Raw genomic sequence first — 26054 nt, forward strand, 5'->3', positions numbered from 1 at the left:
CTGTGTTTTGAAGATTCAAAAAGAGTTAATCCTGTTTAATAAACTGTACCATTTCCACGGTTTCGTTGTCTTCTACTGCGATGAAATATGCTGCAGAAGGAAGGTTTGAAACAGTCACTTTGTTGTCTGTGATTTTTCCTTTGGAAATCATTTTTCCGTAAAGATCATAGATGGTGTATGTGGCTTGGGTAGAGACGTTAGAAATGTTTAGTGTTTCCATTGTTGGGTTTGGATAAACTACCAATTTCTGTTTTGCACTATCCGTAAGGCCCAAATCCGTATGACTGATCACATTCGAACTCCCTTCGCAGCCACTTGTATTTGTAACACGAACAGAATAATCGCCGTTTTGTGTTGGGGTGTAAGTGTTAGAAGTTGCTCCGGGAAGATCCGTTCCGTTTCGCATCCATTGATACGTTGCAAAACCGGCGTCCGCAGAGAATACATTTCCGCTTACTGTAATGATTGGTTCAGGAAGTGCATTCACTGTTACCGTCATGGTTTCCGTTGTGGCACATTCTCCCGCAGCTGGCGTAAAGGTGTAAGTCGTTGTTGCCGTTGTGTTAATCGCTGGCGACCATGTTCCTGAGATTCCGTTGCTGGAAGTCGTTGGCAATGTAAACGCTGTTCCTTCACAAACCGCTGCTACTTGCGTAAACGTTGGCATTGTTTGCGGATTCACCGTTACGGTCATTTGTGCGGTTGTGGCACATTCTCCCGCAGCTGGTGTAAAGGTGTAAGTCGTTGTTGCCGTTGTATTAATTGCTGGCGACCAGGTTCCTGAGATTCCGTTGCCGGAAGTTGTCGGCAATGTAAACGCTGTTCCTTCACAAACCGCTGCTACTTGCGTAAACGTTGGTGTTGTTGGCGCATTCACCGTTACGGTCATTTGTGCGGTTGCAGCACATTGTCCCGCAGCTGGTGTAAAGGTGTAAGTCGTTGTTGCTGTTGTGTTAATCGCCGGCGACCATGTTCCGGAGATTCCGTTGCCGGAAGTTGTTGGCAATGTAAATGCTGTTCCTTCGCAAACCGCTGCTAATTGTGTAAAGGTTGGAGTTGTTGGCGCATTCACCGTTACGGTCATTTGCGCGGTTGTAGCGCATGCTCCCGCAGCTGGTGTAAAGGTATAAGTCGTTGTTGCGGTGTTGTTAATCGCCGGCGACCAGGTTCCGGAGATTCCGTTGCCGGAAGTTGTTGGCAATGTAAACGCTGTTCCTTCGCAAACCGCTGCCACTTGCGTAAACGTTGGTGTTGTTGGCGCATTCACCGTTACGGTCATTTGTGCTGTTGCAGCACATTGTCCCGCAGCTGGTGTAAAGGTGTAAGTCGTTGTTGCCGTTGTATTAATTGCTGGCGACCATGTTCCGGAGATTCCGTTGCCGGAAGTCGTTGGCAATGTAAACGCTGTTCCTTCGCAAACCGCTGCTACTTGCGTAAACGTTGGTGTTGTTGGCGCATTCACCGTTACGGTCATTTGTGCGGTTGTAGCACATTGTCCCGCAGCTGGTGTAAAGGTGTAAGTCGTTGTTGCTGTTGTGTTAATCGCCGGTGACCAGGTTCCGGAGATTCCGTTGCCGGAAGTTGTTGGCAATGTAAATGCTGTTCCTTCACAAACCGCTGCTACTTGCGTAAATGTTGGTGTTGTTGGCGCATTCACCGTTACGGTCATTTGTGCTGTTGCAGCACATTGTCCCGCAGCTGGTGTAAAGGTGTAAGTTGTTGTTGCGGTGTTGTTGATTGCAGGTGACCAGGTTCCGGAGATTCCGTTGCTGGAAGTTGTTGGCAATGTAAACGCTGTTCCTTCACAAACCGCTGCTACTTGCGTAAACGTTGGTGTTGTTGGCGGATTCACCGTTACGGTCATTGATGCGGTTGTAGCACATTGTCCCGCAGCTGGTGTAAAGGTGTAAGTCGTTGTTGCTGTTGTGTTAATCGCCGGTGACCAGGTTCCGGAGATTCCGTTGCCGGAAGTTGTCGGCAATGTAAACGCTGTTCCTTCACAAACCGCTGCTACTTGTGTAAACGTTGGTGTTGCCGGAGATGTATTTACATTCATCGTAATGCTGTTGCTGGTAATTGGCGATCCTGATACAGTCATCACACACGTAACCACATCGCCGTTTGCAGGCGTGTAAGTATAAGTAGTGCTGTTGGTTCCAACATCGGCGCCGTTTACTTTCCATTGGTAAGAGGGGCTGGTAGCTCCTGTAGGTGTTGCGGTAAAGGTTATAGTTGTTCCGGTACATAGATTATTTTCTGATGCAGCAATGTTAACCGACACCTCCGAAAGTTTTACTAAGAAAATATCGTCACCGCCGTTAGAATATAAATTAGTGCTTCCATTCGGATTAAAATTTGCCAGCCCTGCAAACGATCCGGTTAGGTAAATATTTCCTGAGGCATCCAGGGCAATACCCTGTCCGTAATCATGACTTGCCCCTCCGATGTTTTTTGCCCATACGTAATTTCCGTTGTTGTCGAGCTTACTCACAAAAATGTCGTTAGCTCCGGCAGATGTTAAATTGGCGGTTCCGGCAGGGTTGAAATTTGCGGTTCCTGGAAAATATCCTGTAGTATACACATTTCCGGTAGCGTCTAAGGCCATGGAAGTTACATAATCAATGCCTGTTCCTCCCATTCCTTTTGCCCATAGGTAACTTCCGTTGTTGTCTAATTTGCTCACAAAAATATCATTAATTCCCGCAGAGGTTAAATTGGCTACTCCCGATCCGGGATCAAAGTCACGGGTTCCTGAAAAAAAACCGGTGGTATGCACATTTCCTGCGGCATCGATGGCAATAGAACTGCCTTTAGTTCCTCCCATTCCTTTTGCCCAAACATAATCTCCATTGTTGTCCAGTTTGCTCACAAAAACATTGGCACCTCCGGCAGAAGTTAAATTGGTTGCACCTGATCCGGGATCAAAGTCAACGGTTCCTATAAAAGCTCCGGTAGTATAAATATTTCCGGCAGCATCGATAGCTATCGAATTGCCCTGATCATTAGCTGTTCCGCCGATGTTTTTTGCCCATACGTAATTTCCGTTGTTGTCGAGTTTGCTCACAAAAATATCGGTCCCTCCGGTCGATGTTAAATTGGCTACTCCGGCTCCGGGGTCAAAGTCCACCGTATTCTCAAAATATCCGGTGGTGTACACATTTCCAGCGGCATCCAGGGTTATAGAATTGCCATAGTCATCTTTCGTCCCCGTTCCAATCATACTTTTAGCCCAAACGTAATTTCCATTACTGTCCAATTTACTCACAAAAATATCTGAGTATCCTCCGGAAGTTAAATTGACTACTCCGGCTCCGGGGTCAAAGTCTACCGTATTCCAAAAATATCCGGTGGTATACACATTTCCTGCGGCATCTACGGCTATGGAGTTACCTACGTCAGAGCCAGCTCCACCCATGCGTTTTGCCCAAACGTAATTTCCGTTGCTGTCATATTTGGCTACAAAAATATCACCCAGGTCGGCAGATGTTAAATTGGCTACTCCGGCTCCGGGATCAAAATCAGCAGTTCCGTAAAAAGTTCCGGTTATATAAATATTTCCGGCAGTATCTACGACGGTAGCTTGGCCCAGGTCAGCACTCGTTCCCCCCATGTTTTTTACCCATTGCAGATTCACCTGGGCATTTGCTGTTGCTGAGGTTATCAACAGTGCACCACCCGCTAATGCGCTTTTTAGAAGGCTTCTGAATGTTCTTTTTTTCGCGGCATGCGTGCTGCCTTTTGTATGATTCATAGATTTATATGTGTTAAAATGTATCTTGTTAAGTGAAGTGATTTTCAGGTAATTTGAGGCCGCTTTTTGTGGTATATATTGGGTTGTTCTTAAGTGGGGGGCTGTTTTTTTGGTGCAAAATTAAGCAATTTGCCTGTTCTGTAATTCGCCGAATTCATATCCGCCAATACTTAATTGATAAGCGTTTTATATCCAGATACCTCCGAATTTTGGCGCGAATAAATTGTATGAAACAAGCCTTGCTGTTCCCGCGCGTTTCAAGCCCGAATTCTCCTCCATCAAATACTCTTTTTTACATTGAATCATCCCGTAAAATTCTATTTTTACAATCGGGTAAACTGAAAACGCATATCTGGCAAAATCCGGTCGCTATTCCAGTTTTACCCGCATAAATAAAACGCAGATATGAAACTTCTTTCTTTTAATGTAAACGGAATCCGTGCCATTGCCGGAAAATCATTTATTACGGACATGCAGCAGGTGGATGCCGATGTCATTTGTTTGCAGGAAACCAAAGCAACGGTGGATCAGGTGAAAGATACCGTGGCTCCTTTGGGATATGGGTATGTGTATGCCAATGAAGCCGGAAGAAAAGGGTATTCCGGGACGGCTTTGATTTCAAAAATAGAACCGCTTTCCGTGGTGTACGATATGGGAATTCCGGAGCACGACGAAGAAGGGCGCGTGATTTGCGCCGAGTACGATCGTTTTTTCCTGGTAACGGTGTATGTACCGAATTCGGGAAGCGAACTGTTGCGTCTTCCATACCGCCAAACCTGGGATGCTGATTTCCTGGCTTACCTGAAAGGATTGGAGGCGAAGAAACCGGTCATTGTTTGCGGAGACTTCAATGTGGCGCATAAAGCAATCGATTTGGCACGTCCGAAAGAAAACTACAACAAATCCGCTGGATTCATGCAGGAAGAAATCGACGGAATGGATGCGTTTGTTGGAAGCGGACTGGTTGACTCCTGGCGCGTTTTGAATGGTGAAGAAGTAAAATACACCTGGTGGAGCTACCGTGCGGGAGCAAGAGGGAAGAATATCGGCTGGAGAATCGACTATTTCCTGGTTTCCGAAAGTTTCATTCCGCAATTGAAAGCAGCAACCATTCACAACGAGATTATGGGATCAGACCATTGTCCGGTTGGATTGGAACTGGCGTTGTAGTCCCGGAGTAAGAATAATAGATCTTGAAGAGAGCCGTATTGATTTCAATGCGGCTTTTTGTTGTTTGTAAGAATCGGATGTAAGTAGTTATATAAAAATCCCTCTGTGCCTTTTGCATCTTTGAAGGAAAGAAGCGATTTAAAATCTTTGCGTTTATAACACGATACTCCATTCAAAATGGATAAATATTTCCAAAATGAAAAGCTGTTTTTCAAAATGAAATAAAATAGCCTTTTTTGGCATTTTGCCTGTTTTTAAGGATCCCTCCTGAATCCCTTGCTATTTCTCGTGTTTAAGTTTTTTTAAGAAGTTGAAAACCCTCCCGGGGCATGGATTTGGGCATATGGTTTTCGAATACAAACTATCAATCATGAAAAAATTATCGACATTGCTTTTAGCAGCTTGTTCATTGTTCGGGATGAATGTGAACGCACAGGAAGACTTTAGAGAGAATTTGAAATTCGGAATCAAGGCCGGGGTAAACTACTCGAATGTGTGGGATGAAAAACAGGAAGATTTTCAGGCAAATGGGAAGGCCGGATTCGCGGGCGGAGTATTCCTGCACATTCCGATCGGGAAATATTTGGGAGTGCAGCCCGAAGTGTTGTTTTCTCAGAAAGGTTTCCAGGGATCGGGAGTACTTTTAGGACAATCTTACGCTTTCAAACGTACAACCAATTACCTTGATGTACCGTTGTTATTCACTTTCAAGCCGGCATCATTCTTCACAATCGTAGCTGGTCCGCAATATTCCTTTTTGATGAGTCAGCAGGATGATTTTACTTCCGGGCCTTACACATCTTCTGAATTCAGGGAATATGAAAACGACAATATCCGCAAAAACACCTTGGGTGCAGTAGTCGGATTCGATGTAAATGTTAATCACTTCGTAGTGTCTCCGAGAGTTGGATGGGATTTTCAAACAAACCATGGTGACGGATCCTCATCCACTCCACGCTATAAAAATCAATGGATTCAATTGACATTGGGTTACAGATTCTAGTTGTCAAATTTGGATTTGAAAAGAGCTTGTCTTCGGATGAGCTTTTTTTTGAATCAATTACGAATGTTTTGTTTAGCAGTTTTCATTTTGTTTTCTGTTGATTTGATGATGGCAGTCAGAATTTTTAATAGTTCCTCACATAATATAATTAATTTTTGAGTCCTTTCTGCTGACAGGTAGTCGGTTACTTCAAGAAGTTTTATCCAATAAAGTGTTTCATTTGCTTCTTTTCTGGAGATCTGAAGTTTGTGAATGAAATCTTTGGTAGATTGTCCGCGAACGGCTTCAGAGATATTTGCACCGATTGATGTTCCGGAACGCAAAAGTTGTTTTGAAAGAATAAACTCTTTTTTCTCTGAAATGAGTAGTTTGTATGTTTTAATGATTTGAACGGCAAACTCGAAACTTTTAGTTTGAATAGTATTTTCTGACATAATGAATAGCGTTTCTTATTTAAGATAATAAAAATGATCAAAGATTTAACAACGAGTACCGGATTAAAAAAGATTTTGTTTAGGAATTAGGAATTAGGAATTAGGAATTAGGAATTAGGAATTAGGAATTAGGAATTAGGAATTAGGAATTAGGAATTAGGAATTAGGATGATGTTTATAACCTGTTCATTAACTCTTCGTAACTAAATCTTTGCATTTCGTTTTAAGGGCATGCTTTGATTCCCTATCTTTGTTACATGGAAGAACAACAACCAGGCAATTCCCGCCGAGTAGGTGCGCGCACCAGAAATACCATTTCACCGCTGGCAAACGAAATGGGGAAAATTCCTCCCCAGGCTGTTGATGTGGAGCAGGCGGTTCTCGGGGCGATGATGCTGGATAAGAATGCCGTAACAGATACCATCGATATGCTTTCGGAAGAGAGCTTTTACGATCCGAAACACACCTATATTTATGGGGTTATCCGTGAATTGTTCGGTACTTCGAATCCGATCGACTTGCTGACCGTTGCTGAAAAGCTCAAACAAAAAGGAGAACTTGAAGCTGCGGGCGGAGTGGTTTACCTGTCTTCCCTGACCCAGCGTGTAGGTTCGGTGGCACACATTGAATACCATGCGCGGATCATTGCCCAAAAACACATTCAGCGCGAAATCATCCGCATGTGTTCCGAAACCTTGCGTGATGCTTACGACGAAACAACAGACGTATTCGAATTGTTGACCAAAGCGGAAGGGCAATTGTTCGGAATTGCTGAAAATAACATGAAGAAATCGGTTGCAACGATGAACATTGTTGTGAGTGAAGCAATCAAGGAAATTGAACAAGCAGCTAAAAACAGCGACGGACTTTCCGGAGTTCCTACGGGATTCCGAAAACTGGACGAATTGACTTCCGGCTGGCAGCGTTCGGATATGATTGTTATCGCGGCACGTCCGGCGATGGGAAAAACGGCATTCGTACTATCCATGGCCAGAAACACGGCCGTAGATTTCAACATGGGAGTAGCAATCTTCTCCCTGGAGATGTCCTCGGTACAGCTGGTAAAACGTTTGATTTCGGCAGAAAGTATGATCTCTGCTGAAAAATTGAGAAAAGGAAAACTGGAAGAATATGAATTCCAGCAATTATATTCCCGCGTAACGAAACTGGCGGAAGCACCGATTTACATTGACGATACTCCCGGTTTGAGCGTATTTGACCTGCGGGCAAAATGCCGCCGTTTGAAAATGCAGTATGATATCCAGATGGTTATCATCGATTACTTGCAGCTGATGTCGGCCGGAGGTGGAAAAGGAACCGGAAACCGGGAACAGGAAATCTCCACGATCTCGCGATCCATCAAGGAAATTGCCAAAGAGCTGAACGTACCGATTATCGCACTTTCCCAGCTTTCCCGTTCGGTAGAAACGCGTGGAGGAGATAAACGCCCGGTGCTATCGGATTTGCGTGAATCCGGAGCGATTGAGCAGGATGCCGATATCGTAGGCTTCCTTTACCGTCCGGAATATTACGGAATCACCACGGCGGAAGATGGTTCGTCGAATGAAGGAGTCGGTGAGATCATCATTGCAAAACACCGGAATGGTGGATTGGAAAACGTGCGGATGCGCTTCGTTGGAAAATATGCGCGTTTCGAAAACATGGAAGATCAGTACAATTCCTTTGGCGGCGGTGGCGGAGCGGATTTCAATCCGAATTCCATGAGTGCCGGAATGTCTATGAACCGTGGATTTGACGATATGCCGCGAACAATCACCCTGGGAAGTAACATGAACAACGTGCCGGATGAAGATTTTAACGGACCGGATGAAACGCCGTTCTAGACAGATTCACAATTTATGTTGTAAATCAGGCGTTATTTGTAAAATGAATTACTTTTAATGTCTATCACAAGATTACTATGAGATTTTTCCTTGCCCTTGCATTTTTGTTCCTGGCTCGATCAGTTTCAGCCTCTTCTATCCTCGTTCCGATGGATGAAAGACAAACCAATCACCTGAAAGCATACGGAGTTTCTTTCTGGGTGCTCGAAAACGGCATCGTGATGGAATGGCTGTTGAACTACCGTGGAGGTTCTTTTTTGTTCCCGCATTTGCAGGGGATTGAAGAAGAATTGATTATCCGCGGCGTGAGCTACGAAATTGTTGCAGACGGACAAGTTAACGCGATCCGGACAGAAATTGCCAACCCGGAAGTCAATATGGAAGTGGTGCAGCTGGAAAAAGCGCCGAAAATCGCAGTATATACCCCAAACAGTGCCCTGCCATGGGATGATGCGGTGACCATGGTACTTGACTATGCGGAAATTCCCTACGATAAAATTTACGATTCAGCCATTGTTATGGGCGTTTTGCCGAAATACGACTGGCTGCATTTGCACCACGAAGATTTTACCGGGCAATACGGGAAATTCTATGCTTCGTTTCACCGGGAAGCCTGGTACATCAACCAGGTAGCCGATGCGGAAAGAGATGCATCCAACCTGGGATTTGCCAAAGTATCGCAGTTGAAACTGGCAGTTGCAAATAACATCCGCAACTTCGTCATGGGTGGCGGCTTTTTGTTTACGATGTGTAGCGGAACCGACAGCTTCGATATTGCCCTGGCGGCACACGATACGGATATTTGTGAACGGATGTTTGATGGCGATCCGCGTGATCCGAATTGCCAGAATAAACTCGACTTTAATCTCACTTTTGCATTCAAGGATTTCACACTCTACCAGGACCCGATGGTCTACGAATATTCCAATATCGACGGAACGGATTTGCACCTGAGAACCCCGGAAAACCAGGATAAATTTACCTTGTTTGAGTTTTCGGCCAAATGGGATATTGTTCCTGCCATGCTGACACAGTGCCACACCGATGTTATTGACGGATTCATGGGGCAGACAACCGATTTCCGCCGTGATTTGATTAAATCCAACGTGCTGGTGATGGGAGAAAACAAAGCACTGAACACAGCGCGCTACATTCACGGGGAAATGGGACAGGGAACCTGGACATTTTATGGTGGTCACGATCCGGAAGATTACCAGCACCGCGTTGGAGATCCACCCACGGATTTGAACCTGCATCCGAATTCTCCGGGATACCGTTTGATCCTGAATAACATCTTATTTCCGGCAGCGAAAAAACAAAAACGGAAGACCTAGGTTTGCGCAGAGCTGTGACTGCTTTTTGAAAATTCATTCCTGATTTTTGAATGCTGCAGGCTCGTTTATCCCATTATCTTTGTAGTATGTGGAGAATTCTTGCTCTTATACTGGTTCCTGTCAGCGTGCAGTCTCAAACCAATTCGTTAAAGAATTGCATGCAATGGTTTGATCATCAACAAACGGATTCACTCGTAACGATGTGCCAGAAGAACGGGTATACCCTGTCCGGACAAAAAGACTCTGCCAATTATCATTTTCGTTCACTGTTTGCTCAGACAAGCGATGGGATTGCACGAAACTACCAGTTCGCTGCAAATGATTCGGCGCTGATGTTCATCTCCTGGGATAACTTCGGACATGCGGAGCAGGGGGCAATGGAGGCACAGTTACAGACACTTCGCTTCAAAAGACTGGATGCCCGTGTAGACGGGAATTTTATCACGACCACGTTCGACAATGGGACTTTTATCGTTGAACAGCAGTATGAAGCAGTCGAGATTCCCGGAACCAATAAGCATGCGTCACTTTTTCGCCACCGGTTGTATCGAAAATTCGGACCTTTCGATCACCTCAACGGGATCAAAGAACGGTATGAATCTGATTCGAATGGAAACCGCTTTTTAGCCTGGAAAGAAACGGTTCGAAATGGCGTGCTGGATGGCCCTAGAACCGGGTATTATCCCTCCGGGAAAATTCGTTTGGAAGAACATTATGCAAACGGAAGATTGTCGGGTAAACAACATGAATATACCGAATCCGGGATGTTGAGCCATTCGGCGACGTATAGCTATAACTGGCATTACGGTCCGGAGAAATGGTACAATAAAGACGGCGAAGTGATCCGCAGTGTCAACTGGCAGCGCGATTTAAAGACAGGACAGGAAATAGAGAAGAAAAACGGAAAAACAGTTCGTTTAATCACCTACAAACAGGGAGTGGCGAATGGAAAAGCCATCCTGCCGGTCTACGGCTATAAACAGGATTCGTTGAATGATTTTCCGGAAATGCTGGAAGAAACCAACTTCGTGAAAGGGCAAAAGAACGGTCCTTTTATCCGGTATATTTCCGATACAAAAGTTACGATTCTTGCGGGAACGTATGTGAATAACCAATTGCATGGCCCCATTCGAATGTATGGTACTGACGGGAATTTATGGCTTTTGGAAAACTACGCCAATGGATTGAAAGACGGAGAGTCTTTCAGATATGAAAATAGTGGAGATACTAAAGGGATCATGCTGTACAAACAACATTGGAAGCATGGTGCGCAAGACAGCGTTCAACTGGTTTTTGTAACGACGGGAGAACATGCCGGTGACACTGCAAAAATCCAATACTATCAAAACAACAAACCTCACGGCCCTTCCAGGGGATATTATTATCCCGTATACGAACGGAATCATGCCGTAACCTGGTTTCCATATACGCAACGGGCAAACTACAATGAATATGGCTTGACCGGAAACTACCTCTTGGATTACCCGGATTCGCTACATGTGGAAGGTGAATACAACCTCAATAATAAACAGGGATTGTGGACTTCGGTTCGGAAGCTGCAGGATCACACGGACAGCACCATCAGTAACTATGAACGTGGCGCATTGAATGGCGCCTTCGAACGACGGATCGGGAATCGTTATTCAGAAAAAGGACATTATGTTAATGGATTCCGGGAAGGAAGTTGGGAAACGGCCGGCGATACCCTGGAACATTCGGAATTACAGCTGAAAATGAATTACCGCAAGGGAATGTTAGACGGAATTCGTACGTATACTATCGGTGGTAACTGTGTCCGGGAAGATTCCTTGTCACGCGATGAATTGGTTCGGGTCAGGTTTAAAAATGATTCCATTCAAACAACCTACCAGTTGACGGAACTTAACCTTGAGCATCAGAAGGCCTTTTTTACGTTTCAGCTACAAGGGCATGACTCCCTGATTTCGTGCAGGCTTAAGGTGGAAACGTATGAAACGTTAAATTATCCTGTTTTTTTCAAACACTGGATCGATTACTTTTCTCCGGATGTGTTGCCACAGGCATTCGTATGGGGGCCGGTGACGATTGAAACGGATTCAGTGATTTATACCGCGGATAGAATCGCTTCGCCCCGGGCAATCTCTTCGATTAAATACAAACAATCCGGGATTGTTCAGGAGATCGAAACCCGTAACGGAGCACCATATTATTATTTTAGCTTGAATGATCAGCCGTTTTCCGGGAAATTGTATTCCGAAATGGAGCATTGTGAATACCAGGTGAAGAATGGTTTGCTGAATGGGTGGATCCTATACTCAGATACCGGCGGGAAGCCTGTTAAACGAGCCAAATTTAAGGCGGGAATTTGCAAAAAGACTGAAAAACAGGATTGATTGGATTCGGGAGCAATGAGGATGAAGCCTGGCTGAATGTTTTTTTTTGGTTTTCGAAATCCGGAAATCCAGATCAAACGTATATGTAATTGAGATTCATTTCAGACAAAGTGTTGTAGCGACATGATGTGATAAATTTTAGGGTTTAGGTTTAGAATGTGGACTCCGGGTGCTGAAAATACGTATCCGGAGTTTTTTATTCGTGGAAACAGGAAATCCGTTTGATGGAAATGGGGTAAAACCAGGACTTGTCTTTTGTTCCGCGCTCTTCGGTATTCCATCTTTTTACTATCTTTGTGCAACTTTTTACAAAAACAAACATAGCATGCAACTGTGGAATACATTTAGTAAAGAGGAATTGGAGCAAAAATTGCGTGAAGCGGGTCATGAGTTTGTGACCATTTCGTTCTATAAATACGCAAACATTGCCAATCCTCCCATTTTCAGAGATTATTTATATCAAATGCTGGACAATCTTCGGGTTGTAGGCCGGATTTATGTGGCAAATGAAGGAATCAATGCGCAAATTTCCGTTCCGACGGATCGTCTGAATGATTTCCGTAATGACTTGTACTCGATCGACTTCCTGGATGGTGTTCGCCTGAACATTGCCGTGGAAGAAGAAGGAGCAGAGTTTCCGTTCCTGAAATTGAAGGTCAAAGTGAGAAACAAGATTCTGGCCGACGGACTTTCGGATGAATCATTTGACGTGACCAATATCGGGAAACACCTGAAAGCGGAAGAATTCAACGAACTGACAAACGATCCGGATACGATCCTGATCGATTTCCGCAATCACTACGAGCACGAAGTAGGTCATTTCAAAGGAGCTATTTTGCCGGATGTAGATACGTTCCGCGAGTCCCTTCCGATGATCGAAGAAACCTACCTCAAAGGAAACGAGGATAAAAACATCGTGATGTATTGCACCGGGGGAATCCGTTGTGAGAAAGCATCTGCCTGGTTCAAACACCGTGGCTTCAGAAATGTACACCAGCTGGAAGGCGGGATTATCAAATACGCGAACGAATGCCGTGAAAAAGGGCTTGACAATAAGTTTGTAGGAAAAAACTTCGTGTTCGATGAACGCCGTGGAGAACGTATCACGGATGATATTGTTTCTCACTGCCACCAGTGCGGAGAGCCTGCAGACGAGCACACAAACTGTGCAAACGAAGCATGTCATCTGCTCTTCATCCAGTGCGAAAAGTGTAAGGCGAAATACGAAAATTGCTGTACACCGGAATGCCAGTCGGTGATTCACTTGTCATTTGAAGAACAAAAAGCGCTGCGAAAAGGATTGAACAACAGCAATAAAATCTTCAAAAAAGGACGGGCAGGACATTTGTTCGAGACTTTGAATAAGTAAGCATGTACAACTAAATAAGAAAAAGCGCCGGTATTAGCCGGCGCTTTTTGCTTTTATCTGTTTTTGATTGAGTCCAAATCAAAAAACGTTCGAAGCTTTAAAATACAAGTGATTTAGCGTTTCCGATATGGAAGCCCATTGCTTTAACATCGTCTTCATTGTATTTGACAGCCACCACGTGGTGGCTAAAGGCATATTCCGGTAATGCTTCCGTACTAACGATCCCCGAAATTTTATACACCGGGATCAGTGCCCGCTGCAATTCCGTTGGAGACAAGGCAAAATATCCCAGTTCCATTTTCTTGATCGTTACTTTTGCTGCGCCTTCTTTTAAACTGGCAAAGCGGAAATTTTTTGCATGGATTTCCAATGCCAGTTCCGGATCAATCAAATCCCTGGAGGTTTTCTCTTGTTTGACTTCTCTCCAAAAATGGTATACACCTGAGTTGATCCGGTCTGTCACAAAACTGACCCTCGTTTTTGCTCCCGGCCCGAATACGGGCAAACCGTCGAGCGAATACCGAAAATTCACGTGTACCTCGGTATTGTATTCCTCAGCCCTTTTGTCATCAGGTTTTGCCGCAACGATGGTTGTGTGTGTAACAGAATGAACAGCAGCGTTATCCAGCAGTAATCCGTTTTCTTTTAAAAATTTCTGAGCTTTTTCCTGAGCGGTTTTTGCATCGGGTAGTTTCTGACTGAATTTTTTCTCTTCCCGTGCGAAATAATCATCGTCCTGGAACCAGAAAGAATTGCTTGCCTGGTAAATAGAGACTGATTTGCTTTTTGAAGTCAGGATCTTTTTTTCACCGTCATCGGCAGCTTGTCCGTCTATGCCGAATAGTTTGCTCAATGATCGAAGGCTTTCAGCAGTTTTTCGTTCCCGGGTTTCCGCATCGGTTGCAGAAGTGAAGATGCTGATCTGTTTTCCTACTTTGGGCAATTTTGCCTCCATTTTAAAAAGTTTCGTATTCATAGTCATTTGTGTTAGCTGTTAACAGGATGTTTTTAAGTAAATAAGACTCACAGATCCGGTAGGATCGGCACTTACAAAGCCTTTTCCGTGCCAGTGGTCGGAAAATGTATCTGTGCCGCTGCTGTCGGCCCGGAGGTAAGCACATTCGGTGCTGCTGTCTTCTGTTTCTGCACAGGCATTGATCCAGGCGTTGCGTACAGTTTGGCTGTTGTTCAGCTTGGCTGCAAATTTTTCTCCCCGGTCCTTCACGTCCAGGCAGGTGGTATGAAACCCGAGAATATAATGTAAGCCTTTAAATGCACCGCGTAAGCGATTCGTCACATTGGATTGTGTTAGAAATTCACAGGCATCTACGACCAGCCATTCACACTCTTTGTTTCCAAGCCCCAATTCGGAAGGCCCGGCCCAGCCGTTATCCTTATCACTTCTCCCAAAAAACATTCCTGAGCTTGAACCGTGACCCGAGAAAAAAACGATGTCAACGTTGTCTGCAAAACTGGAGTCCGTTCCGGTCGACGGAGAGCCGGAACCGGATTGTTCAAAGTCCTGATCCCATGCGAGGTCATTTCCGTATTCAAACCGCTTTGTTCCGCTGAGACGGTTGTAAAAACCCTGGGCGTTGTTGTCGTTGTTGGAAAGATCAGAAGCCCTTCCGTGGTACTCATTGACCCATTCAATTCCTTTTGTTGCCATAACATAACATTTATTCATTAAAGCCTACTCTGTTTTGGATTTTTGGCTGACTCCGTTTTTAGTATGTTCTAGCTATTTTTTTCATTCAAACCGAAGAAGGCACATCGTGGTTTTAAAACGCGATGACGCACAACTTTTCCCGGTCGCAAAAACACCTAAACGTTTCGCAACCAGTTGATTGGTTTTAGTTCTGAAAATCAACAAGAAAAATGTTTGAAGGTTTTCAGTGAATAGCTATGGGGTTAACCCCGGCAATGTTACATAAAATTTCACTACTTCATTTGTTTATGTGAATAAATTTGATAATCAATGATTTACAGTGTGTGATGTGCGGAAATTTACCTGTGATTTACATCCGTCAGGTGTAGCCGGATGAGATTTTTTTCGAATCAACCGGAAGACCTGGTTGATTTCAGTTTCGTTCCGATCCGTTTCATATAAAATTCTATCTTTGGGCAACAAAATCAATACGCGTGAAATTAGCAATCGACTGGCATATAGACTCACAAATCATCGACGGATGGTCAACCCCAAATCTTTACGGTTTACTCTTTGTAGGAGGAATGATTCTCGGATACTATGTGATTCGAAAAATGTTCCGTTCCGAAGCGATTCCCGAAAAATACCTCGATAGATTGCTGTTTTATGTGGTTCCGGCAACCATTATCGGTGCGCGTTTGGGACATGTATTCTTTTATGGGCCATATCACGACGGATTCAATGCAAAAGGTGTATGGGAACGAGGCTACCTGGATCATCCGATGGACATTTTTAAAGTGTGGGAAGGTGGTTTGGCCAGTCACGGAGCTGCAATTGTGATCCTGATTATGTTGTACGTTTATTCCCAAAAAGTGGTGAAACGCCCGATGTTGTGGATTTTGGACCGCATTGTTGCACCGATTGCCATTGCCGGATGTTTTATCCGTTTGGGGAACCTGGTGAATCATGAAATTATCGGGATTCCGACAGATCTTCCATGGGGATTCCGGTTCTTTAATGCCGACCCGGAATATTTGGTGAACGGGGAAGTGGTTCCACGCCACCCAAGCCAGTTGTATGAAGCAATTTGCTACTTCATTTCATTCATCATATTGTACCGCATGTATTGGAAAACGAAAGCGAAATTGTCGCCGGGAAAACTGTTCGGAGCGTTTATGATCCTGATCTGGAGTGCGCGTTTCTTTATCGAGTTTATTAAAGTGGGGCAGAACGACAACGACGATATCTGGATGCTGAAAACCGGCCAGTGGCTGAGTATTCCGTTTGTATTGATCGGATTGTATCTTACTTTCCGCAAGGTGCCTGCAAAAGAACAGGAGAAGTTTGATGAAGCAGTGGCAAAGCCGCTTCCGTAATTTTTCTCGCAAGATAGAGTAGAAGTCCGTCGCCTGGCGGACTTTTTTGTTGCGAATAACCAGTGAGAACTTTGTAACCAAAACGGGATGTATCACTTAATGAGCATGAATGATGAAAACCACATGCTTCTTATTGGGCTTTTTTCCGGTGTTCCTTTTTTCTCAAACTAAGGCGGGAAACGTATCGGGAGAACTCATCCAGGCGGATGGTTCCAAATTTTCAGTACGTGTTATCTCCCGGAGTCAGCTGCAAATTACAGGCTGCAGCAACCCGCATGTTGACACACTTTTAAGGACATTGCTGCTTACCCGGATCAGTAGAAAATACCTGCGGCATTTGATTACTTCTGCTTCTGAGACCAGGCTAAACGTTTCAGACAAGATCGGGATTATGCTCCGGGATGGAAAATACCGTTTGATTGCAGGAATTACTGGCCCGGAAAACGATGAATTGACACCATTAATACCTGAAGTATCCAATCTCAGGTTAATTAGCAAAAGAAAAAACAAGGTGTTTTCAAAAAATACCATTGAATTATTTCGCGGATCGATTTTCTATTTTCAAGATTCAACCATGAAGCTGGATTCGACAAATGTGGCATTGTTTGATTTTGAAAGAAACGAACTCATCACCGACTTTTCGATGGATACCATACCAATCGAGCCAATCATGTATCCTGACAAGATGTATCAAAACATGACGGAACTCTATTATTTTGCAGGGATTCATGAAATTCGTCACACCACGCCGTCAAATATTTTTTTGCAGAGAGTCAAAAAAGACCCGGAGGAAGATGCTTTTTTGCTTGAACGGAAGGTATTCCGGAAAAGAAAACAGATTCAGAAGAAAGGCGTTAAGTATCCCGGGTAAAAATACACAGGTGAACCTCTTTCATATTGAGTACGAGTGATGAGCTTGTTGAATTGTATGGAAGTATCAATTAAACAACGTATCTTTGTGCCCCTTTTAGTATTGAATCGAGTTCATGAAAACAAAAACACTTCGAAAAAATAAAGTCAACGTTGTAACGCTTGGATGTGCAAAGAATACCTTTGATTCAGAGGTCATGATGGCGCAGTTGAAAGCCAATAAATTCGAAGTGGAACATGAAGCCGCGCAGGATGATTCCGAAATCGTGATCATCAATACCTGCGGGTTTATCGACAATGCGAAACAGGAATCCATTGAAACCATTCTCCGGTATGCGGAAGCTAAAAAAGACGGATTGGTGGATAAGGTTTACGTGACGGGTTGTTTGGCACAGCGCTACAAAGACGACCTGGAGCAGGAAATTCCTGAAGTGGATGCATTTTTCGGAACAAGAGAATTGCCCCGTTTGCTGAAAACGCTGAAGGCAGATTACAAACACGAATTGGTAGGAGAACGTTTGCTGACAACTCCGTCGCACTACGCATATTTTAAGATTGCGGAAGGTTGTGACCGTCCGTGTTCGTTTTGTGCCATTCCGCTGATGCGTGGAAAACACGTGTCTACACCGATCGATCAATTGGTAGCATCGGCGAAAAGCCTGGCGGCACAGGGAGTGAAGGAAATTTTGCTCATCGCCCAGGATTTGACCTATTACGGACTGGATATCTACAAGAAACGCAACCTGGCAGAATTGCTGGATCAGTTGGCAGCAGTAGAAGGAATCGAATGGATTCGCCTGCATTACGCGTTCCCGGCAGGTTTCCCGATGGATGTGCTGGATGCGATGGTGAAATACCCGAATGTGTGCCTGTACCTCGATATGCCGCTGCAGCACGGATCAACGAAAATTCTTCAGTCGATGCGTCGTGGAATCACACGTGAGAAAACGGAAGCGTTGGTCAATACGATTCGCGAGAAAGTTCCCGGAGTAGCCATCCGTACCACCCTGATCGCCGGATATCCCGGAGAAACAGAAGACGACTTCGAAGAAATGTATGAGTTCGTTGAGCGCATGCGTTTCGACCGTTTGGGAATCTTTACCTATTCACACGAAGAAAATACACACGCCTACAACCTGGAAGACGATGTTCCGGACGAAGTGAAGCGCGAGCGCGCCGATGCGATCATGGAACTGCAGTCGGGAATCAGCTACGAGTTGAACCAGGAGAAAATAGGAAAAACCTTTAAAGTGTTATTCGACCGTATCGAAGGCGATTATTTCATCGGTCGTACCGAGTTCGATTCGCCGGAAGTTGATAATGAGGTGCTTGTAAAGAAGACCGAAGGGTATGTGCGAATCGGTGATTTCGCGATGGTCGAAATTACCTCCGCAGATCATTACGATTTATACGGCAAACTGGTCTGATTCATTGCCTTGTCAACTACATTTTTCAATACAGGGGGAAACCCCTGAATCCCCCCGGGATTTAGCATTTTTTTAGTAAAACTGGTTCTAATGGCTTATTTTTGAGCTTATTAAACCTTTACTATGAAAAGACATTTACTATTCGTAGGGTTGTTCTTAGCAACAACTGTCTCAATTACTTACGGGCAAAATCAGACTAAAAATCTCAGTGAACCTGTGCCTTTCGTTGTATCTTCCAACTCCGGGTTGAGTGCTCAAAGAGCGAAGCTGGATGCCAAAGAAAACCAGATGAAAGAAGCAGCCACTGCTTCGCGTGCGGTCATGAATCAATTGAATGAAGAATTCAGAGTCTTGAAAGAAGAATACCTGAAGATGCTTTCATCCGAAATGCAGAAAACGACCGATTCTCAATTACTCACTCAATTGAAAGAGGAAGCTGCGCGCTATAGTCAAACGACAGGTACCCTAACACGCTAAACTAATTTACTAACAATGAAAACAAGCATTTTAAAAGCGGCTGTTTTATGCGGCCTGTTTGTGTTCGGAGGGATTTCCGGGTACAAAGCGCAATCGTATACTGAAAACTTTGATGATGTCAGCACGCTGGCCGGTAACGGTTGGTTCCAGCAAAATAATAGTTCCGCTATTGGATCTAACCCCAATTGGATCCAGGGAGTGAATACCCCGACCGGTCCATTTGATGCATATAATGGTGCGGCGAATGCATATATCTGCGCAAACTACAACAGTACCACTGGTGCAAGCACGATCAGCAATTGGTTGGTAACACCAAACAGAACCCTCAGAAACGGAGATGTATTTACGTTCTATACCAGAAGACCAACTGCAAACCCAACGGAATATCCGGATCGTTTGGAAGTGCGTCTAAGCACGAACGGAGCGAGTACGAATGTTGGCACCGGTCCCACTGCAGTAGGAGATTTTTCGACCCTATTGCTAAGCGTAAACCCGAACCTGGTAACGGGGGTGTATCCTGCGGTATGGACTCAATTCACCATTACCATTTCAGGTCTTTCCGCACCAACATCCGGGCGTATCGCATTTCGTTACTTTGTGACAAATGGTGGGCCCACGGGAACGAATTCCGATTATATTGGAATTGATAATGTGGTATATACACCCTACGTTTGTCCGGCATTTACGATGACACCGGGAGGAGCCTTGACAAGTGGATCAGCAGGAAATGCTTATTCTACGAGTTTAACACAAACCGGGGCTTTGGGAGCTCCAAGTTATGCCATTACAGCAGGAGCAGTGCCTCCGGGCGTAACCTTGTCCTCAGGCGGAACTATTTCAGGAACACCGACAGCAACCGGAACATTCAACTTCACGGTAACAGTAAGTGATGCAAGCGGTTGTTCAGGTTCTCAAAACTACTCCATTACCGTTGTGTGTCCGTCAAACCCGATTTCGATCGGAACAGCTTCAACTTTGTGTACCAATCAGGGAATAAATTATACCCTTGCAGAAGGATCTCCGGCAGGGGGAACTTACTCCGGAACGGGAGTTTCAGGAGGGGAATTTGATCCGGCATCCGGAACACAAACAATCACCTACGATTACACAGATCCGTACGGTTGTGCTTTCTCTTCCAGCTATACACTTGTAGTTAATGATCCTCCGATCGTAACCATGAGTTTTTTCGCGCCGGTATGTGAAGACGCTGCGCCGGTGACATTGACGCAAGGAAGTCCGGCAGGTGGAATTTACTCCGGAATAGGAGTGAACGCAGGGGAATTTGATCCTGCTCTCGGAAGCCAGCTCATTACCTATACCTACACGGATGCAAACGGTTGTTCGAACGAAGATACAGCGACATTCCTGGTGCATTCGCTTCCAACGGTTACTCAAAGTACTCTCGCAGCAGTTTGTGCTGATGCAGGAGCAGTGACACTGACAGGTGGAAGTCCGGCAGGAGGAACCTACTCCGGAACAGGAGTTACGGGAACCAGCTTCAACCCGGCAGCCGGAACACAGGTAATCACGTATACTTACACAGATGGAAACGGATGTGCAAATTACGATACTACGGTAATGATGGTGAACGACCTTCCGAACGTAACATTTACTTCTCCGGTTTCTACCCTGTGTGAAAACCATGCACCACTGACATTGTCAGGAGGAAGCCCTGCGGGAGGAACCTATTCCGGAACAGGAGTTAGCGGTGGAGTCTTGAACCCTGCAACAGCAGGTGCAGGAAACCACGCAATTGTGTACACATACACCGATCCGAATGGATGTCAAAATGATGCATCATACACGATCGTTGTAGATGATTGTCTTGGATTGAACGAAAACACCATCTCCGGACTGGAAGTTTACCCGAACCCTACAAACGGTAAGTTTGTGATGAATGTAAGCGGAGTGGCAGACTTCTCAATCCTGACTGTGTTTGACATTCAAGGAAAAGAGGTGCGTGTAAATACATCCGGTCTTTCAGCACAAACTATTGAAGTAGATTTGAGCGAACAAGTTCCGGGGATCTATTTTGTAAGTGGTTCTGTAGACGGACAGCGCTTTACAATCCGCGTTCAGAAATATTAATAGAATACCATATTCTATCCTAAATTAAGCCGAATCTGATATCTCCCGGCACGACCAATCTTGCCGGGAGATTTGTTTTAGAGTACAAGCGGAGTTGCAAATGCGTAAGATGGAAGCGCCCCGTTTTGTTAAATAAAAAACAGATAATCAGATTATTGAGTTTGAAGAATTCCATTTTATCCGCAGTCTAATCACTGATTTTCGATGAGATCAATAGTTTATTGATTGAATCCTGCTAAATAGTCATTTTGCTAATGATATATCTAGTTGGAAACTAACTTTATAGAGCTACAACAAACTGAAACAAAATGAATCATTCACTGAAGACGATACAAGTCGTCCTACTACTACTGATTACTACAACTGCTGCCTTTGCTCAAAAAGCTATCCGATATAAGGTTACCGTGCCGCAGATGTATGTTACGAAAGATTATCTTTCCCTTGCAACAGATAATATTTCAAACAAAGGAAGGTATTTGATTCCTGATGGATTCGAATTAATCCTGATGCAGGAAGATGCAGACAACTACGTCCGATCCGTATTTGAATCCGTCGGGATTCCGGTACTGGGTGTCACCAATTCGAAGTATATGGCTTCTTTTGCCGGAGCATATGAGAAAGCGGGAGGAGTAGATTGTGAAGCAGCCAGCTTGCTTTGTTCGAATGGTTCACAGACTGCAAACAGCGGCGGATCAGGAGTTCAGGAGCTAACGACGGCTAACAGGGGGTGTCTGAGTACAGAACACCAATCTTCCTGGTATTATCTCAATGTACAAACGGGAGGAACCCTCACGATGACGATCTCACCATCCAATTCGGGTGATGATTACGACTTTGCAATCTGGGGACCTTTCACGGCTGCAAATGCAGGAGCAAACTGTCCGCCAACTACCGCACCGATTCGATGCAGCTGGTCGGCAGTGACCGGAAACACCGGGATGATGATTCCGTATACCGGGCAAAGTAGTTCGTTCGGTTGTGGATTCCTGGGCTTGTTCTCCTGTACCGGCTTGATCACGTCGACCAATAACCCGGCAGATGTGAGTGAAGGTTCCGGGGGAGACAGCTGGGTCAGCAATTTAACGACTACAGCCAACCAGGTGTACATCTTGCTGGTGGATAATTTCAATAACTCAGGACAGCCGTATACCATGTCATTCGGAGGAACGTCCGTTTTGGGATGTACTCCTGTCGTACTACCGGTTGAACTGACCGCTTTTTCTTCGAAGAAAACATCGAAAGGAAACCTGCTCAACTGGACTACGCAGACGGAACAAAGATCCAATTACTTCACTATCGACTGGACAACAGATCCGGCTTCCGGAAACTGGCAGGAAGTGGCACATGTGGCAGCGCAGGGATTCTCACAGGAAATTTACAATTACAACGCGCTACACGCCAATCCGTCTCCGACAGCGGTGAATTACTACCGCCTGACTTCCACCGACTTGGATGGAACATCCAAAGTGTATGATTCTTACATCGTAAGTGTCAATAATGCACAGGAAGCGAAGAAGGTAGAGAAGATGTATAACCTGATGGGACAGGAAGTCAATGACAGCTGGCAGGGAGTCGTGATATACTATTATTCCGACGGTACAACGGAGAAAGTATACCGTTAACAGAATCACAATAAACGTAAAGAAATCACTACAAAAGCCGTTCTGTTCAAGGGCGGCTTTATTTTTTTGTTATTTTTCCGGCATGGATATTCAAAACCGACTACTTGAACAGTTAAAGGCAAAGTTACCACCTGACACCTCGCTGGGGAAGCTGCTGATGGATGATCTGGAGTTATCCAGGGATTCTGCCTACAGAAGGGCAAGGGGAGAAACGGCATTGAAGCCGGAGGAGATCCACCTGCTTTGTCAGAAATACGAACTGTCTATCGATAAAATTATTGGCGTTTCAGGAAAAAGCGTCACTTTTCAATACAACCCGATTCAGCGCTCCGAATTTTCGTTCGATTCCTATCTCAATGGAATTATGGACGGCTTCAAACGGATGACTGCTCAGCGGAGCCAGGAATTATTCATGTCGACACTGGATTTTATTCTTTTCCAGTTATTGAATTCTCCGCCCCTGATCCGGTTTAAACTGCTTTATTTTGGGAAATGCTACCTGAAACTGCCGCAGCTGGATGATGTGAAATACCACAAAGGGTGGAAAGGTGGAATCCCGGACGATCAGCTTCAGATGATGTCGAATTTTTACATCCGTACCAAAACCACGGAAGTGATCGGGATTGATGCCGGAAAAGGATTGATCCGTGAGATTGTATCGTTTTACGAACTGGGTTATTTCGAATCACAGGAAGATGCTCTGTTCCTGATTGATGAGGTAGTTGCATTACAGGAACACCTAATGAAACAAGCAGAAATCGGCCGGAAATTCATCAAGGGGCAACCCGTTATTTCAGACGAAGGAAACCTGGAAATGTACCTGCATCAGACCTATATCCAGGACAATACCATCATTTCGGAAACGAACGCTTACCGGATGCTGTACATTACGCATAATATGCTTAATTACCTGTATACCATCGACCAGGATTACGTCAATAAATCCTATGCGGTCTTCCATTCGATGCTCAAAAGCTGCATTAAGATCAGTGGCGAAAATCAGCGTCAGCGCACCATTTTCCTCGATCAGTTTAAGCAGTTTGTACAGAAAGCACGTGTGCGGATAGAGGGAACAGATTTGTTTTGATTACGAATGCTTTCCGTTAGTCAATTCGAGTGCCGAAGTGTAACGGAGGTGTATCGGGAATTGACTGGAAGTTACGACTCGTGGTTTCTCGGATGATACGTCAGGATCGCATCGCGCAGGAAACGCTGGTCGAGGTGTGTATAAATCTCGGTGGTCGTGATGTTTTCATGTCCGAGCATATCCTGAACAGCACGGAGGTTTGCTCCGCCTTCAATTAAATGAGTGGCAAAGGAGTGCCGGAAAGTATGCGGACTGATATTTTTGGTGATTCCCGCTTTTTCAGCCAGTTGTTTGATGATGGTAAAGATCATGACGCGGGTTAGTTGTGCTCCCCGGCGATTCAGGAAAACATATGCTTCATGTCCTTTCTTGACAGGTACATTTTCGCGGTCGGTTTGGACATACATTCCCACTTCGTCTACCACACTCGGGCTTACCGGAACGAGGCGTTCCTTGTTTCCCTTCCCGATAACACGGATAAAACCTTCGGTAAAAAAGCAGTCCTCAAAACGTAGTGAAACGAGTTCACTTACGCGCAATCCACAGCTATATAGCGTTTCCAGGATGGCTTTATTCCGTTGCCCTTCGTTGCTGCTTAAATCAATTGCATCAATCAGGGAATCAATTTCTTCGATGGTGAGCACTTCGGGGAGTTTTCGCCCGATTTTCGGCATTTCCAGCGATTCGGAGGGATCGTCTTTACGGATTTCTTCCAGGAGCAGAAAATCAAAAAACTGTTTCCATCCGCTGATGATGCGCGCCTGTGTGCGGGCACTGAGCCCCATGTCATACAGTTCGGCTACGAATTGTTTGAGATGTCCGGCCTGAATGTGTTCGGGAGAAAGTGTGTAAGATTCGCAAAAGTCGCGTAACTTAGCAATATCTTGCTGATAGGCGAAAACGGAATTTTCAGCCAGTCCTCGTTCTATCTTCAGATAATGAACAAATTGTCTAATCGTATGTTCCCAGTGTTTCAATGATGCGTATTCTGATTCTCAATGGCCCGAATTTAAATCTTTTAGGCACACGTGAGCCTGAAATTTACGGAAATCAAACGTTTTTAGCGTATTTCAATAAGCTGAAGACTCATTTTCAGGGAGATCTGGAATACATTCAGAGCAACGTGGAAGGAGAATTGATCAATGCGCTTCATGCTTCGGATCACGACGGGATTATTTTGAATGCGGGCGGCTATACGCATACCAGCGTGGCGCTCCGCGATGCCATTTCGGGAATTCAGATTCCGGTGGTGGAAGTGCATATCAGTAACCTGGCTCAGCGCGAAGAATTCCGCCATAATTCGTTTATTACGGCAGTTTGCGCGGGTTCCATAATGGGCTTCGGGTTGGACGGATACCGTTTAGCGCTGGAGTGGTTTAAAGGGAATGAACGCGGGAAAATCGGGTACTAGCATCTGAATTTATGTCACCACGAAGAGCACGAGGGACACAAGGTTTTTGATTGGAATTGATTCATTTTTAGGGTTTGGGAAATGATAATTTTTCGTAACTTAAATAGAAAACGCTATTCAATGGAATCAAAAAACTATGAAAAAGAAGAAGCATTGATGAAAATGATTTATCAGTGTGCATTAAAAGTCCATTCGGCTTTAGGTCCCGGATTATTGGAATCCGTTTATGAAACCTGCTTATTGCATGAATTGACAAAATACACTTTCATAATCTGATTTTAGTAGCACAAAGTTTTCCATCCTTGGATTTTCCGAATAAATGGTCTTCTCTTTCAGAGAGGATTAAAATTCCCCCAACCCACTGGTGGGATTATTGGGGAGGAATCTCTTTTTTATATCATCCCGACAACCAACAACACAATCCCCACCAAAGCGGGTAATGCCTGCACAAAGAAAATTTTCTTGTCGGCGGTGAAAGCTCCGTAGATACCGGCAACGGCAACGCAGGACAGGAAAAACAACCCGACATTGGTCTGCCATTGCGGATCGCAGATGAAAAAAGACCAGATCAAGCCCGCTGCGAGAAATCCGTTGTACAATCCCTGGTTGGCAGCCAATGATTTTGTTTTGGGGAAAAGTTCCTTGTCGAAGTTCCTGAATGTTTTCGGGCCTTTCGTTGTCCAGGCAAACATTTCGAGCCACAAGATGTAGATGTGGAAGACGGCCACAAGCCCGATGACAATTTTTGCTGCAATTTCCATAGTTCTGACA

Annotated in this window: 21 protein-coding genes; 15 read left to right on the forward strand and 6 right to left on the reverse strand. The window is 44.8% G+C overall.

What is annotated here, in order from left to right:
- Positions 1-25: 25 nt before the first annotated feature.
- A complete protein-coding gene (locus tag ABDV94_RS15315; RefSeq protein ID WP_343748083.1) occupies positions 26-3751 on the reverse strand; it encodes an SBBP repeat-containing protein in 3726 nt (1241 codons plus the stop codon).
- Between the two features lie 405 nt (positions 3752-4156).
- Here ABDV94_RS15315 and ABDV94_RS15320 point away from each other — a divergent pair, with 405 nt between their 5' ends.
- Positions 4157-4921 (forward strand): exodeoxyribonuclease III, encoded by a 765-nt coding sequence (locus tag ABDV94_RS15320; RefSeq protein WP_343748084.1) that lies wholly within the window; start codon positions 4157-4159, stop codon positions 4919-4921.
- A 370-nt stretch (positions 4922-5291) separates the two neighbouring features.
- Entirely contained in the window at positions 5292-5924 is a 633-nt protein-coding gene (locus ABDV94_RS15325) for a porin family protein (RefSeq protein WP_343748085.1), read from the forward strand.
- Between the two features lie 53 nt (positions 5925-5977).
- On the opposite strand, the gene ABDV94_RS15330 is transcribed toward ABDV94_RS15325, so the two are convergent.
- On the reverse strand, positions 5978-6358 hold the full coding sequence (locus ABDV94_RS15330) for a four helix bundle protein (protein ID WP_343748086.1): 381 nt from the start codon (positions 6356-6358) through the stop codon (positions 5978-5980).
- A gap of 257 nt (positions 6359-6615) precedes the next feature.
- Here ABDV94_RS15330 and dnaB point away from each other — a divergent pair, with 257 nt between their 5' ends.
- The 4 genes from dnaB (at position 6616) to ABDV94_RS15350 (ending at position 13277) form a co-directional block, all read left to right on the forward strand.
- Positions 6616-8202 (forward strand): replicative DNA helicase, encoded by a 1587-nt coding sequence (dnaB, locus tag ABDV94_RS15335; RefSeq protein WP_343748087.1) that lies wholly within the window; start codon positions 6616-6618, stop codon positions 8200-8202.
- 77 nt (positions 8203-8279) lie between these two features.
- Positions 8280-9536, forward strand: a complete 1257-nt coding sequence (locus tag ABDV94_RS15340; protein ID WP_343748088.1) for an asparagine synthetase B — start codon at positions 8280-8282, stop codon at positions 9534-9536.
- Between the two features lie 158 nt (positions 9537-9694).
- Positions 9695-11908: a hypothetical protein gene (locus ABDV94_RS15345; protein ID WP_343748089.1), complete on the forward strand. Its 2214-nt coding sequence runs from the start codon at positions 9695-9697 to the stop codon at positions 11906-11908.
- 325 nt (positions 11909-12233) lie between these two features.
- The gene (locus ABDV94_RS15350; RefSeq protein ID WP_343748090.1) at positions 12234-13277 is read left to right on the forward strand and encodes a rhodanese-related sulfurtransferase; all 1044 of its coding nucleotides are present in this window, start codon (positions 12234-12236) and stop codon (positions 13275-13277) included.
- Positions 13278-13374: 97 nt separating this feature from the next.
- Here ABDV94_RS15350 and ABDV94_RS15355 read toward each other — a convergent pair whose 3' ends face one another.
- Positions 13375-14253 carry a hypothetical protein gene (locus ABDV94_RS15355; RefSeq protein ID WP_343748091.1) on the reverse strand — a complete coding sequence of 293 codons (879 nt, stop codon included), beginning with the start codon at positions 14251-14253 and terminating at the stop codon, positions 13375-13377.
- Between the two features lie 18 nt (positions 14254-14271).
- Positions 14272-14946 carry a DUF6345 domain-containing protein gene (locus ABDV94_RS15360; protein WP_343748092.1) on the reverse strand — a complete coding sequence of 225 codons (675 nt, stop codon included), beginning with the start codon at positions 14944-14946 and terminating at the stop codon, positions 14272-14274.
- A gap of 473 nt (positions 14947-15419) precedes the next feature.
- On the opposite strand from ABDV94_RS15360, the gene ABDV94_RS15365 reads away from it, so the two are divergent.
- From ABDV94_RS15365 to ABDV94_RS15395, 7 genes are all read left to right on the forward strand, one after another.
- The gene (locus tag ABDV94_RS15365) at positions 15420-16301 is read left to right on the forward strand and encodes a prolipoprotein diacylglyceryl transferase (RefSeq protein ID WP_343748093.1); all 882 of its coding nucleotides are present in this window, start codon (positions 15420-15422) and stop codon (positions 16299-16301) included.
- 109 nt (positions 16302-16410) lie between these two features.
- Positions 16411-17172, forward strand: coding sequence for a hypothetical protein (locus ABDV94_RS15370; RefSeq protein WP_343748094.1), 762 nt, complete (start codon positions 16411-16413; stop codon positions 17170-17172).
- 115 nt (positions 17173-17287) lie between these two features.
- Complete coding sequence (gene rimO / locus ABDV94_RS15375; RefSeq protein WP_343748095.1) at positions 17288-18598, forward strand: 30S ribosomal protein S12 methylthiotransferase RimO; 1311 nt, start codon at positions 17288-17290, stop codon at positions 18596-18598.
- A 123-nt stretch (positions 18599-18721) separates the two neighbouring features.
- Positions 18722-19075, forward strand: coding sequence for a hypothetical protein (locus tag ABDV94_RS15380; RefSeq protein WP_343748096.1), 354 nt, complete (start codon positions 18722-18724; stop codon positions 19073-19075).
- A gap of 15 nt (positions 19076-19090) precedes the next feature.
- On the forward strand, positions 19091-21163 hold the full coding sequence (locus tag ABDV94_RS15385; RefSeq protein ID WP_343748097.1) for a choice-of-anchor J domain-containing protein: 2073 nt from the start codon (positions 19091-19093) through the stop codon (positions 21161-21163).
- Between the two features lie 308 nt (positions 21164-21471).
- Positions 21472-22785: a hypothetical protein gene (locus ABDV94_RS15390; RefSeq protein ID WP_343748098.1), complete on the forward strand. Its 1314-nt coding sequence runs from the start codon at positions 21472-21474 to the stop codon at positions 22783-22785.
- Between the two features lie 82 nt (positions 22786-22867).
- Positions 22868-23872 (forward strand): hypothetical protein, encoded by a 1005-nt coding sequence (locus tag ABDV94_RS15395; RefSeq protein ID WP_343748099.1) that lies wholly within the window; start codon positions 22868-22870, stop codon positions 23870-23872.
- Positions 23873-23943: 71 nt separating this feature from the next.
- Here the strand turns inward: ABDV94_RS15395 and xerD are convergent, their stop codons facing one another.
- Positions 23944-24849, reverse strand: coding sequence for a site-specific tyrosine recombinase XerD (gene xerD / locus ABDV94_RS15400; protein WP_343748100.1), 906 nt, complete (start codon positions 24847-24849; stop codon positions 23944-23946).
- 2 nt (positions 24850-24851) lie between these two features.
- On the opposite strand from xerD, the gene aroQ reads away from it, so the two are divergent.
- Together aroQ and ABDV94_RS15410 are read left to right on the forward strand one after the other, a co-directional pair.
- The gene (gene aroQ, locus ABDV94_RS15405) at positions 24852-25283 is read left to right on the forward strand and encodes a type II 3-dehydroquinate dehydratase (RefSeq protein WP_343748101.1); all 432 of its coding nucleotides are present in this window, start codon (positions 24852-24854) and stop codon (positions 25281-25283) included.
- Positions 25284-25445: 162 nt separating this feature from the next.
- Complete coding sequence (locus ABDV94_RS15410) at positions 25446-25559, forward strand: GxxExxY protein (RefSeq protein ID WP_343748200.1); 114 nt, start codon at positions 25446-25448, stop codon at positions 25557-25559.
- Positions 25560-25675: 116 nt separating this feature from the next.
- Here ABDV94_RS15410 and ABDV94_RS15415 read toward each other — a convergent pair whose 3' ends face one another.
- Positions 25676-26044, reverse strand: a complete 369-nt coding sequence (locus ABDV94_RS15415) for a DUF1304 domain-containing protein (RefSeq protein ID WP_343748102.1) — start codon at positions 26042-26044, stop codon at positions 25676-25678.
- Positions 26045-26054 lie beyond the last annotated feature (10 nt).

The organism is Fluviicola sp. (assembly GCF_039596355.1).
Taxonomy (GTDB): Bacteria; Bacteroidota; Bacteroidia; order Flavobacteriales_D; family Crocinitomicaceae; genus Fluviicola.

What these genes read in the sequence shown, in the direction of transcription:
- ABDV94_RS15360 (WP_343748092.1), bottom strand. Translation starts at nt 14,946, where the DNA reads ATGGCAACAAAAGGAATTGAATGGGTCAATGAGTACCACGGAAGGGCT.
- ABDV94_RS15355 (WP_343748091.1), bottom strand. Translation starts at nt 14,253, where the DNA reads ATGAATACGAAACTTTTTAAAATGGAGGCAAAATTGCCCAAAGTAGGA.
- ABDV94_RS15415 (WP_343748102.1), bottom strand. Translation starts at nt 26,044, where the DNA reads ATGGAAATTGCAGCAAAAATTGTCATCGGGCTTGTGGCCGTCTTCCAC.
- ABDV94_RS15390 (WP_343748098.1), top strand. Translation starts at nt 21,472, where the DNA reads ATGAATCATTCACTGAAGACGATACAAGTCGTCCTACTACTACTGATT.
- ABDV94_RS15325 (WP_343748085.1), top strand. Translation starts at nt 5,292, where the DNA reads ATGAAAAAATTATCGACATTGCTTTTAGCAGCTTGTTCATTGTTCGGG.
- rimO (WP_343748095.1), top strand. Translation starts at nt 17,288, where the DNA reads ATGAAAACAAAAACACTTCGAAAAAATAAAGTCAACGTTGTAACGCTT.
- dnaB (WP_343748087.1), top strand. Translation starts at nt 6,616, where the DNA reads ATGGAAGAACAACAACCAGGCAATTCCCGCCGAGTAGGTGCGCGCACC.
- ABDV94_RS15345 (WP_343748089.1), top strand. Translation starts at nt 9,695, where the DNA reads ATGCAATGGTTTGATCATCAACAAACGGATTCACTCGTAACGATGTGC.
- ABDV94_RS15380 (WP_343748096.1), top strand. Translation starts at nt 18,722, where the DNA reads ATGAAAAGACATTTACTATTCGTAGGGTTGTTCTTAGCAACAACTGTC.
- aroQ (WP_343748101.1), top strand. Translation starts at nt 24,852, where the DNA reads ATGCGTATTCTGATTCTCAATGGCCCGAATTTAAATCTTTTAGGCACA.
- ABDV94_RS15395 (WP_343748099.1), top strand. Translation starts at nt 22,868, where the DNA reads ATGGATATTCAAAACCGACTACTTGAACAGTTAAAGGCAAAGTTACCA.
- ABDV94_RS15385 (WP_343748097.1), top strand. Translation starts at nt 19,091, where the DNA reads ATGAAAACAAGCATTTTAAAAGCGGCTGTTTTATGCGGCCTGTTTGTG.
- ABDV94_RS15340 (WP_343748088.1), top strand. Translation starts at nt 8,280, where the DNA reads ATGAGATTTTTCCTTGCCCTTGCATTTTTGTTCCTGGCTCGATCAGTT.
- ABDV94_RS15330 (WP_343748086.1), bottom strand. Translation starts at nt 6,358, where the DNA reads ATGTCAGAAAATACTATTCAAACTAAAAGTTTCGAGTTTGCCGTTCAA.
- ABDV94_RS15350 (WP_343748090.1), top strand. Translation starts at nt 12,234, where the DNA reads ATGCAACTGTGGAATACATTTAGTAAAGAGGAATTGGAGCAAAAATTG.
- ABDV94_RS15315 (WP_343748083.1), bottom strand. Translation starts at nt 3,751, where the DNA reads ATGAATCATACAAAAGGCAGCACGCATGCCGCGAAAAAAAGAACATTC.
- ABDV94_RS15320 (WP_343748084.1), top strand. Translation starts at nt 4,157, where the DNA reads ATGAAACTTCTTTCTTTTAATGTAAACGGAATCCGTGCCATTGCCGGA.
- ABDV94_RS15410 (WP_343748200.1), top strand. Translation starts at nt 25,446, where the DNA reads ATGATTTATCAGTGTGCATTAAAAGTCCATTCGGCTTTAGGTCCCGGA.
- ABDV94_RS15370 (WP_343748094.1), top strand. Translation starts at nt 16,411, where the DNA reads ATGATGAAAACCACATGCTTCTTATTGGGCTTTTTTCCGGTGTTCCTT.